The following is a 10,034-nucleotide window of genomic DNA, read 5'->3' on the forward strand; positions in this document are numbered from 1 at the left end:
AAGGCCCTGAGAGCCGTTTTCAGCCCATTTCTCGATTTTGCGCATATCTGGTACCTGCTAGAGCCAATCTGTGTCTGAAATCCGTTAGATATGCCTCTGTCAGAGCTGCCCTCTGCACGCCGGATGGCGGCGAGTCCATGGATGTATGCCTGGAGCAGATGCCATCAGCATAAAAATAGGGCGGGAACGCTCTGCACGATCCTGCTCTGCAAACCCGAAGGTTTTTATCTGGCTGGATTGCATCACATGAGCTGCTGCGCTCCGAGAAGCGCTTGTCCGCAAGCCAGAGGCTCAGTCCCTGTGCGTCTGCTCTCCCGCATCGCTTCTGCTCCGCTCGAGCATGAGCTTGAGTGCCTGGGCAGCTGCCCCTTTGAGGCCATCCGGCAGCTCTGCGCAGCCTGCATCTATCGCCGCAGACGTCCCCTCGTCAAGCGGTGCCAGGGAAGAAGCCGGCTTTACGGGCTTTGCCTGCCTGCGCGTGCCCTGAGGAGAAAGCGGCTTCTTTCTCCCTTTCCTCGAGAGCTGGAACTTGATGTCGGATGCCGCAAAGCCTCTGTTTGCAAGACGGGCAAGATAGAGCTCCTTGTTCGTCGTGAAGTCCTGGAGAAGCGCCGAAGTGTCTATGTAGACATAGAGCACCGGGGCCTTCGTCTTGAATTCCTTCACGTAGATGCCCTGGGTATGCCTGTGCTCGAGGTCGCCGTTTGCCTGCCACCAGGCAGCAGAGGCCCTGGCCTGCATGCTCATGCCCCGCTTCATGGACCCCGACATGTAGCCGCGCAGGAGCGTATCCACCTTCGTGACACGCTTCATCGAGACCTCGCCCGAACCTTCCGAGATGCGGTAGAACTCCTCGCGGGAGGTTGCGTCCGCGTCTGTCGGCTCGAAGGCAGGATAGCCTTCCGTATCCTTATCCTCGCTCACCGATCTCGACCACCTTTGCACGCTCCAGGAGCTCATCAGGGAAATACCCCAGATTCGTCGTCGTTATGACGGTCTGCATCTCTTCCTGCATGAAGGAGGTCAAGGCCCGCCTTCTCCCCTCATCGAGCTCGCTCATCACATCGTCGAGGAGAAGCAGAGGAGATGCTCCGAGGATCTGTCTCGATACCTCGACCTCTGCCATCTTCCACGCAAGGACGATCGTGCGCTGCTGTCCCTGCGAGGCAAAGCTTCTCGCATCGCGTCCGTCGAGCGCGAAGGCGATATCGTCCCTGTGCGGGCCGACGCAGCTCATCTGGCGCCTGAGATCGAGCTCCCTGCCCTTTGCCAGAGCATCTGACATGAGCAAGACCAGATCCTCGCGCGTGGCGCCCTCTGGCAAGGGCCCCAGAGAGCTTCTGTAGGCGCAGGAGAGGTCCTCCTGGGCAATCTGTCCATAGATGTCATGCGCGGCCACAGAAAGCCTCCTGAAGAGCGCAAGGCGGTGCACGAGAAGCGTTGCCGCTCCAAGCGCGACGCTTGCATCCCAGGCATCGAGAAGGCCCATATCGAAGGAAGGCTCCTTCAAAAGCCTGTTCCTCTGCTCGATTCCCCTTGTATAGGTGCGGAGCACCTTTGCATAGCCCCTGTTCACCTGGGCGCCGAAGGCATCGAGCTCATCTCTCCTGAAGCTTGCGGACCTCTTCACGAGGGAGAGGTCGTCCGGCGTGAAGAGGACGCTCATGAGGTTGCCGGAAAGGTCATGCGCATGGCAGGGCTTGCCGCACCAGAAGAAGCGGCGCTTTCCCTCCTTGAGCGTGAGCGCCGCATCGACTTCGCGCCCATCCCCTGCAAGCGAGAGGTCGGCACGCCCTGCCTTTGCCCCTTCGCGCAGGAGCTCTTGCGCCGTCGGCTTTCTGAACGAGGACCCAGCTGTCAGGAGCTGGAGCGCCTCGACGGTGTTCGTCTTCCCGACGGCATTGGGCCCGCAGATGATCGTCATCTTCTCATCGAAGGATATCGTCTTCTCAGCAAAGCTCCGGAAGTTCCAGAGCGAGAGCGTCTCGACCTTGAGGCCCACGCGCTACATCCTGACCGGCATGAGGAGATAGAGGTAGTTCACCTTCGCATAGCTCTTGAAGATGCCCGGCTGCATCGCGCTCTGGAGCTCGAGCGTGATCTCGTCCTGGTCGGACACGGCATTCATGCAGTCGTTCACATAGTGGTAGTTGAGGGCGATCGAGAGATCTTCGCCTTCGGCGTCGATATTCACATACTCCGTTGCATCGCCCTGGTCGGGAGAGGTAGCAGAGAGCTTCATAAGCTTCGCGTCGCACTCGATATCGAAGCGGACCGACGGGTTCGCAAGGGCAATGACAGAGACACGGCGCAGGGCCGAGGCAAGATCTGCGACATTGACCGTGACCTTCGTCGTGCAGGACTTCGGCAGGAGCTGCTTGTAGTTCGGGAAGTTGCCCTCGATCTTTCGGGCAATGAAGGTGGTGTTGCCGAACTGGAAGACGACCTGGGAGGGCGTGATGCCGATCAAGATCTTCTCCGTCATGCCCGGAAGCCCCAGCACCTCATGGAACACGGAACCCGGAAGGATGGCACGGAAGGCCTCTGCGTTCGAGGTATCGACATTCGTGTCGCAGACCGCAAGCCTGTAGGAGTCTGTCGCGACAAGGCGGATCGTATTGTCCTCGACGGTCGTCAGGATGCCCGAAAGGATAGGACGGGAGTTGTCCTTGTAGGTCACCTTGTAGACCTTGTCCACCATCGTCTGGAGCACATCGGAGTCGAGCTCGACCGAATTCTCGAATTCATACTCCGGGAAGGTCGGGAAGTCCTCGGGAGAGAGGGCGTTGAGGCGGAATGAGGATTTGCCGGAGGCGATCATCACATTGTGGTCGTCGCCCTCGACAGAGATCGGGGCATCAGCAAGGTTCTTCACGATGCTCATCAGGATCTTGCCCGAAAGCACCGTCTCTCCCGCCTCATCCACATTGGCAGGAATGGAATGGCGGATGAAGATCGTCGTATCCGTCGTCTGGAGCTCGAGCGTTCCGTTCTCTGCAATGAGATGGACGCCTGAGATGATGGGCTGGGAAGCGTTCGATCCCATGCCCTTCGATACGATTGCAAGTGCCTGTGCAAGTGAAGACTGGCTCACGGTGAACTTCATAGGTCCTTGCCCCTTTCTTATTTATATAGATATATAAGATACAAAGAAATAGCAGTCATAGTAAGGCCTGTTGAAAAGTCGAAATCCTGGCATATTCCCTGTTGGAAGCCTGTTTCATACGTGGTTGAAAACTGATCGGTCCTGAACACTTTCACCTTTCATCAATCCCTTGACAATCTCTTTCACCACGATATGCCGAGTTGCTGACAGGTTTCGACAGCTTCTCTGCAAGATTTGTGACAGACGTCTGCCTACTCCGTGATCTCCTCCGAGATCGTGTCGACCTTCTGCAGGAAGATGCGGTTCTCCTTGCGAAGGGCATCCACCCACTTCAGGCTGTGCATGACGGTAGCATGGGAGCGGCCGCCGAACTTCTTTCCGATATCGGCAAGCGTGTTGTCGGTAAGCTCGCGGGAGAGCCAGATGGCGACATGCCTTGGCTCCATGAGCTCCTTGTTCCTCTTGGAGCCTATGAGGTCGGTATGCTGGACGCCGTAGTAGGCCTCCACTGCCTTCTGTATCTGCTCGATCGTCACGATCTTCTGCCCTGTCGGCCATTTGAGGCTTGCCTGGGCTATGACATCATCGCGCGTGAGCTCCTCGCCCTTGAGCTCCTTCCTGTGCGCCATCATGAGGCAGGACTGGACAAAGCCTGAGATCACGCGGATATTCGTGCCTGACTTCTCTGCCATGAGCTCGAGGTTCTCGTCCGAGATCTCGCCTGTCGTATCCTCTATGTGCTCGTCTATCGCGTCCTGGCGCATGCGCTCATAGAACGTCTTCACGAGCTTCAGCTTGAGCTCATAGCTTGGCTGCTCGATGCCGATGGTGAAGCCTGAGTCGATGCGGGAGGTCACGCGCTCGTCGAGGCCATCTGTGCCCATGCCAAGCTGCATGGGAGAGCGGTCTGCTGCAAGCACGATCTGCTTTCCATGGTCGCGCAGGTAGTTGAACGTGTTGAAGAAGAAGTTGATCGTGCCTTCGCGCCCCACCATCTGCTGGATATCGTCGATGATGAGGACATCGATTGCATGGTAGTGGCGCTCGAGCGCGCTTCTGGCCGTTGCATCCTTTTCCGTCATGGCCTGGACATAGTCGCTCACGAACTCTGTGCCGGTACGGTAGACGCAGGCACGCTGCGGCTGGGTCTGCACAATGTAGTTCTGTATGGCCTTGAGCAGATGCGTCTTGCCAAGACCGCTCTTGCCGTAGATGAAGAGCGGGTTGTAGCTCTTGTTCTCGCCGTCTGCGACCTGCTTTGCTGCCTGGAGGGCGATCTGGTTCTCCTCGCCTTCGACAAAGCGGTCGAATGTGAGCTTCGAGTCGTTCTCGGGGATGGCTTCGATGAGGGGGTTGTCCTGAGGAAGAGGTGCCTTCTTCTGGGGAGCGCTCGGAGCTGGTGCGGCAGGTGAAAAGGCAGGTGCCGGCACTTCTTCTGGCTGCTCCTGCTGGCGGCGGAAGCCGTCGAGCTCTTCCTGCGTGACCTCGGAGTTCGTATGCACGGCGACCTTCTTTGCATCGCCGAGGTCGCAGACGAGTGTGAGATCCTCGAAGGCTGCTTCCTTCAGCGCCTCCTCGATGAGGGGCCGGTTCTCATCGACCTTGAGCTTCACGAAGCGTGTCGTCGTCGAGATGTGGAACTCGCCCTCTCCCATCCGCTCCGGCGTGCAGCTCTTGAGCATGGCAAGGACAGCAGGAGCGAGCTCCTTTGCCTTGAGAAGATCCAGGACATCATCCCAGAGGATGCGTGCCTCTTCGTTTGCGGATACCTCCATGCCTGCTCCTTGGGAGTGTGGTGCCAATTTGTCGAAAACTCATTGTAGAACAAGCGAAGGCATGTTGAAAACTGTAAATTGCTGCATTTTGAGCTAATGGGAGCCAATGAAGAGGTTTCCGACCTCGGTCAGATAGTATTTCTGCCCATCCTTCTTGATGAGGCCCATGCCCTCGAGCTCCTTGAGCTCGCGCGACCAGGTAGGCTGGGACCCTCCATATGCCTTCACAAGGTTCGAGGGGCCTACCGCCTCGTGGCTGCTGAGATATTGGAGCGCCGACTGCCCGCGCTCCGAGATATGGAGCCCTGAGAAGGAATTCTGGGAAGCCGGAGCCTGCTGCGTGCCAGGCAGGGGCTGTGCCTGCTGCTGCGGGAAGCCGTCCTGCTGGCCCTGGGCCATCTGGTCTTGCTGCCACATCTGCTGGCCAGGATATGGTCCCGCCTGAGGCTGGCCTATCTGCTGCATCGGCTGCTGGGACATGCCCTGCTGCATGTTCTGGGCAGTCCCTGGATAGGCCTGCTGCCAAGGCTGCTGATATCGCTGCTGGTAGGGCTGGTACTGCGCATATCCCTGCTGTGGCTGCATGCCATACGGGTTCTGACCCCATGGTTGCTGATAGGGATTGGCCTGCTGAGGCATCTGCTGCCAGGAAGCGGCCTGCTGCGCATAGCCCTGTTGCTGCTGCATCTGCTGGGGATATGGCTGCTGTGCAGGGTATGCGCCTGCCTGCTGCTGGGAGGGCTGTGCCTGCATGGATTGCTGAGAGGCAGGAGCGCTTTCCGTGTCGGCACTTTTCTTCATGGATATGGTCACGATCGTGCCATGTCCTATATTGTCTGCAATCGTGAGGGTGCCGCCCTTGTCGGCCATGTACTGCTGGGCATAAGGAAGGCCCGAGCCGACGCCTCTGATATAGCGGCGCATCTCTTCTGTAGCAGAGCTTGTGCCGTACTCGAGGGCGCGCCCCTTCTGCTGGATCCCTGGCCCCTGATCGGAGAACCTTATCGTCATTCCGTGGTCCAGAATCGAGACCGTGGGCTCCATGAAGTAGGCATGGATGAAGTTCTCGACAATCTCTCGTATCACCATGAACGGGATCGTGCCTCCCTGTTCATGGGAAAGGCGCGTGACCTCGCTTGTGATCTCCTCGAGATAGGCGCGGACATCCTTGGGCTCCACGACGACGACCCTGGGCGCTGCAGCTGCATCGTCGTAGACCGCGATGCGTGCGGCATAGTGGACTTCGAGTGCAGGATGGTCTCCTGCCGACCCCGGATTCTCGACGAACGGGTAGAAATCTTCTGCCATCCCGCACCTCCCTATCTCGTGAAATATGCCTTCCTAGCTTACTACGGCGCAGAAATTTTCATGGCCCGGATGAAAGAACGCGAAAGGTTTTCTTCCATGGCTGAACAATTGAAGAAAACTTTCATGCAGAAAGAAAACTGGAAGGAAGTTTTCGGCCATTGTGAAAACAACGTCGAAAAGCCCATCGTAAGTTTTCAACATGTGACGAATGAAAGATGAAAACTCAGACGAATATTCGCGGCTTTGGCAGGAAACTTTCATCACCGGATGGAAAGTTGTCGAAACACGCTGAATCTTTCAGCGAGATGTCGGTGAGGAAGGCAGAAGATGCAGAGAAAAGGAATTGCGGAGAACTTTTCAAAAAATTGACATCATCGCAGGAAGACTCTTACAATCTTAGGGCTATTGCACCTATGCCTTTGGTACTTCTAACAGGAGGAAACGATATGAAGCGCACTTATCAGCCGAACAAGCGCCGCCGTGCCAAGACCCACGGCTTCCGTGCACGCATGGCAACCAAGAATGGCCGCAAGGTCCTCGCACGCCGCCGCGCAAAGGGCCGCAAGAGGCTCACGGTCTAGGTGCATCAATGGAGACCATCAAATCCAGACAGGATTTTGAGCGGGTCTTCTCGCGTGGCCGCAGGTACACAAACCGGCTTGTCCGCATGACAGTAGCCGTGGCAGACGAAGGCAATCCGGGCAGGATTGCCTTCGTCGCGCCTAAAAGGCTCGGAAATGCGGTCTTCCGCAACCGCTGCAAGAGGGTTCTGCGCGAGGCTGCCCGCACGACGGGGATGCCTCTGGAGAAGCATGACATCATCCTCTTCGCGACCCGCGACACGCATGATGCAAAGCCGGACGAAGTGGGCGCCGTCCTTCAGAAGCTTCTGAAGAAGGCAGGCGTTCGATGATGCTGGAGGCAGAAAACGAGCAGTCCACAGCAGCGCGTATTCTTACCTCTCTTGTCAGGGGGTACCGTCGTTACATCTCTCCCCTTCTGCCAGATTCCTGCATCTATGAGCCGACATGTTCCGAATATGCTCTAGAAGCCATCCGGAAGTACGGAGCTGCAAAGGGGTCGTGGCTTGCGTTCAGGCGCATCCTGCGCTGCAATCCGTTCCATCGTGGTGGCTATGACCCGGTTCCCTGATATCTGGCTACGGAGGAAAGATGTGGGATTGGTTTATTAACTGGATGACCAGCATCCTTGCTGGCATCGAAAGCTTCTGCGGCGACTGGGGTCTCGCCGTGATCATCCTGACGGTCATCATCCGTCTTCTGATCATGCCGCTCATGACGAAGAGTACGGCATCGTCTGCAAAGATGCAGGCGCTCCAGCCCAAGATGCAGGAGATCCAGGAGAAGTATCAGGACGATCCGCAGCGCATGCAGGAGGAGATGCAGAAGTTCTATTCCGAGAACAAGTTCAATCCTCTCGGTGGCTGCCTCCCCATCATCATCCAGATGCCTGTCTTCTTCGCACTCTTCACGGTCGCGAAGAACGTGCCTTCCGATGCAAGCTTCTACGGCATCCTCCCTTCCATCTCGATCTCTCCTTCGCAGGCAGTCGCTGACTACGGCTGGCTTGGCGGAGGTCTCCCCTATGTGCTCTTCGTTGCAGCATTCGGCGTGCTCACGCTCCTTCCGATGCTCATGAACGCGAAGAACATGCCTGAGGAGCAGCGCAGCCAGAACCTTATCATGGCTATTGTCATGGCCGTCATGATGGTCTGGTTCGGCTGGACTGTGCCGGCAGCCGTCCTTCTCTACTACGATGCCTCTGCCATCTGGCAGGTGGCCCAGCAGAAGTTCGTGACTCAGAAGGTCATGGACAAGGTCAAGGCCGAGCAGGCCGCCAAGCTGGAGGCGCAGGGCCGCGTGATCGAGGTCGAGCGCCGCGAGCAGAAGAAGCGCCAGCACAAGAAGAACTAGCATTCATGCAGCAGGGCACATGCCCTGCTGCACTTTTTCTATCCAGGAGGTGTTACATGGAGGAAGAAATCGAGGCCGAGGCTCAGGCAGACGCTGCCGAAGCCACGTCCGATATGGCTGCCACGATCAAGGAGAAGTACGAGGCAGGCGAGGAGCTCACCGACGACGAGCTCGATTTCGTCGCCGATGCAGCCATCCGCTCGATCAAGGACATCCTTTCCTACTTCGGTGAGACCGGTTCGAGCATCGATGAGTACGACGGAGACAATGGCGAGCTCATCCTCGATATCAATGGCGGAGACCTTGCCGTGCTCATTGGCCGTCATGGTCGCACGCTCGATGCGCTACAGATGGTCGTATCCTCGCTCCTGAGCAGCACGCTCGGCTTCCATTATCCGATTGTCGTGGACATCGAGGGGTACAAGAGCCGCCGCAAGAACAAGGTGCAGTCTCTCGCCCGTTCTGCTGCAGCACGTGCAAAGAAGCAGGATGCCTCGGTGAGCCTGCCGCCGATGAATGCCTACGAGCGCCGTCTCGTGCATCTGGCGCTTGTGGACGATGACAGCGTTGTCACGCATTCCGAAGGCGAAGAGCCGATGCGCCACGTTGTTGTGACGCTTGTGAACAAGTAGTTCCAGGACACATAGCGCATGGATAAGAGCGAGGCTGCTTCGGCGGTCTCGCTCTTTTATGCGACAATGGAGACGACGAAGGAGGAAGCATGTTCGAGGAAAGAGAATCGGTACGGCAGCAATTGCATCAAGAGTTGAATCAAATTGGCATCGATGCCGATGAAAGGCAGGAAGACCTCCTGCTCAGGCATCTCGACCTCGTCGTAGAGATGAACATGCATATGAATCTCACGAGGATCACGGACCCCGAAAGCGCTGTGACGCTCCATGTGGTGGACTCGCTGACGCTTCTCCCCTCTTTCCTGGAGAGCCAGAAGAAGACGCATCTCCCCTATCTCGATCTTGGCACCGGCGCAGGATTTCCTGGCATCCCTCTGGCTATCATGAGCCAATCTCATGGTCTCCTCATCGATTCGACCCAGAAGAAGATCGCTGCCGTCTCGGACTTCCTCGTGAAGCTTGGTTTAGATGACAGGATCGAAGCTGATGCAGTCAGAGCCGAAGAGCTTGCGCTGACAAAAAAGCGACAGTTTGGCACCGTTGTCGCTCGCGCTGTCGCTCCCCTCTCTGTCCTTATCGAATACGCCTCTCCTCTTCTTTGCTGCCATGGCTCCCTTGTTGTGAGCAAGGGCCAGCTCTCGGATGAAGAGTACGACGACAGCCTGTATGCTGCCGAGCTCTGCGGCATGGATGCTGTTTCACGTGAAACAATCGAGCTTCCTCATGATATGGGCCATCGTGAGCTTCTCGTCTATATACGCGAAAGGAATCCGCAGATCAAGCTTCCCCGCCGCGCTGGCATGGCACAGCATCATCCTCTCACTAGAAAATAGAGCTATCAAACAATCAGCGTACTGGGTTGATACGGAAAGCAATGCAAAGTGACTGTTCGAGCAGAGCTGGAGCACATCAATCGGTGCTTCAGCTCTGATCTTAAGTAAGAGCCGTATTTCCTCATGTTGCCCAGAAACGCTCTCCGAAGACGGCAGATGAACGTATCACACCTCAGATATAACTGCAGCTGCACCAAGCAATCAAACTGATTATGCTGCTTGGATGTACGCGAATCTCTTACACTGTCTCTTTCTCACTGTGCATACTAAATCAGTTGAAGCAGCTTCGATATGTTACGGGTATCTTGTTAGATTAAATAGCATCTAATGGCTGAGGACCTCCGGCATAACCGCAGGAATTCCTGTCGCCGCTCCGCTGCATCATATGGATGAACGGCTGATGCATCCGGAGGATCGGGGGACGAGATGGCGAAGGGTCATGCAGG

General features: G+C 56.8%; 11 protein-coding genes. 6 read left to right on the plus strand and 5 right to left on the minus strand.

The features are described from left to right. Window positions 1-291: 291 nt before the first annotated feature. The 5 genes from VXJ24_RS10425 to VXJ24_RS10445 all read right to left on the minus strand — a co-directional run bounded on the left by VXJ24_RS10425 (window position 292) and on the right by VXJ24_RS10445 (window position 6,189). Window positions 292-924 (minus strand): hypothetical protein, encoded by a 633-nt coding sequence (locus VXJ24_RS10425; protein ID WP_330972854.1) that lies wholly within the window; start codon window positions 922-924, stop codon window positions 292-294. Continuing rightward, the gene (recF, locus tag VXJ24_RS10430) at window positions 911-2,002 is read right to left on the minus strand and encodes a DNA replication/repair protein RecF (RefSeq protein ID WP_330972855.1); all 1,092 of its coding nucleotides are present in this window, start codon (window positions 2,000-2,002) and stop codon (window positions 911-913) included. The genes VXJ24_RS10425 and recF overlap by 14 nt, the downstream gene beginning before the upstream one ends. 3 nt (window positions 2,003-2,005) lie before the next feature. Then, complete coding sequence (dnaN, locus tag VXJ24_RS10435) at window positions 2,006-3,106, minus strand: DNA polymerase III subunit beta (protein WP_330972856.1); 1,101 nt, start codon at window positions 3,104-3,106, stop codon at window positions 2,006-2,008. A gap of 251 nt (window positions 3,107-3,357) precedes the next feature. Then, window positions 3,358-4,881, minus strand: a complete 1,524-nt coding sequence (dnaA, locus tag VXJ24_RS10440) for a chromosomal replication initiator protein DnaA (RefSeq protein WP_330972857.1) — start codon at window positions 4,879-4,881, stop codon at window positions 3,358-3,360. A 93-nt stretch (window positions 4,882-4,974) separates the two neighbouring features. Beyond that, window positions 4,975-6,189, minus strand: a complete 1,215-nt coding sequence (locus tag VXJ24_RS10445; RefSeq protein WP_330972858.1) for an ATP-binding protein — start codon at window positions 6,187-6,189, stop codon at window positions 4,975-4,977. A gap of 446 nt (window positions 6,190-6,635) precedes the next feature. On the opposite strand from VXJ24_RS10445, the gene rpmH reads away from it, so the two are divergent. The 6 genes from rpmH to rsmG all read left to right on the plus strand — a co-directional run bounded on the left by rpmH (window position 6,636) and on the right by rsmG (window position 9,588). Next, entirely contained in the window at window positions 6,636-6,770 is a 135-nt protein-coding gene (gene rpmH, locus VXJ24_RS10450; protein ID WP_330972859.1) for a 50S ribosomal protein L34, read from the plus strand. A gap of 8 nt (window positions 6,771-6,778) precedes the next feature. Continuing rightward, entirely contained in the window at window positions 6,779-7,102 is a 324-nt protein-coding gene (gene rnpA / locus VXJ24_RS10455) for a ribonuclease P protein component (RefSeq protein WP_330972860.1), read from the plus strand. Then, complete coding sequence (gene yidD / locus VXJ24_RS10460; protein WP_330972865.1) at window positions 7,102-7,341, plus strand: membrane protein insertion efficiency factor YidD; 240 nt, start codon at window positions 7,102-7,104, stop codon at window positions 7,339-7,341. Before rnpA ends, yidD begins: the two co-directional genes overlap by 1 nt. Before the next feature lie 20 nt (window positions 7,342-7,361). After that, window positions 7,362-8,123, plus strand: coding sequence for a YidC/Oxa1 family membrane protein insertase (locus tag VXJ24_RS10465; protein ID WP_330972861.1), 762 nt, complete (start codon window positions 7,362-7,364; stop codon window positions 8,121-8,123). Window positions 8,124-8,179: 56 nt separating this feature from the next. Next, window positions 8,180-8,755 carry a Jag family protein gene (locus VXJ24_RS10470; protein ID WP_330972862.1) on the plus strand — a complete coding sequence of 192 codons (576 nt, stop codon included), beginning with the start codon at window positions 8,180-8,182 and terminating at the stop codon, window positions 8,753-8,755. A gap of 134 nt (window positions 8,756-8,889) precedes the next feature. Further along, window positions 8,890-9,588, plus strand: coding sequence for a 16S rRNA (guanine(527)-N(7))-methyltransferase RsmG (gene rsmG, locus VXJ24_RS10475; RefSeq protein WP_330972863.1), 699 nt, complete (start codon window positions 8,890-8,892; stop codon window positions 9,586-9,588). The last annotated feature ends 446 nt before the right edge of the window (window positions 9,589-10,034 follow it).

This window comes from Olsenella kribbiana, from assembly GCF_036408795.1.
Taxonomy (GTDB): Bacteria; Actinomycetota; Coriobacteriia; order Coriobacteriales; family Atopobiaceae; genus Olsenella_L; species Olsenella_L kribbiana.

Excerpts from the sequence above, each read along its gene's own strand:
- dnaN (WP_330972856.1), bottom strand. The coding sequence starts at position 3,106 with ATGAAGTTCACCGTGAGCCAGTCTTCACTTGCACAGGCACTTGCAATC.
- dnaA (WP_330972857.1), bottom strand. The coding sequence starts at position 4,881 with ATGGAGGTATCCGCAAACGAAGAGGCACGCATCCTCTGGGATGATGTC.
- VXJ24_RS10445 (WP_330972858.1), bottom strand. The coding sequence starts at position 6,189 with ATGGCAGAAGATTTCTACCCGTTCGTCGAGAATCCGGGGTCGGCAGGA.
- rpmH (WP_330972859.1), top strand. The coding sequence starts at position 6,636 with ATGAAGCGCACTTATCAGCCGAACAAGCGCCGCCGTGCCAAGACCCAC.
- rnpA (WP_330972860.1), top strand. The coding sequence starts at position 6,779 with ATGGAGACCATCAAATCCAGACAGGATTTTGAGCGGGTCTTCTCGCGT.
- yidD (WP_330972865.1), top strand. The coding sequence starts at position 7,102 with ATGCTGGAGGCAGAAAACGAGCAGTCCACAGCAGCGCGTATTCTTACC.
- VXJ24_RS10465 (WP_330972861.1), top strand. The coding sequence starts at position 7,362 with ATGTGGGATTGGTTTATTAACTGGATGACCAGCATCCTTGCTGGCATC.
- VXJ24_RS10470 (WP_330972862.1), top strand. The coding sequence starts at position 8,180 with ATGGAGGAAGAAATCGAGGCCGAGGCTCAGGCAGACGCTGCCGAAGCC.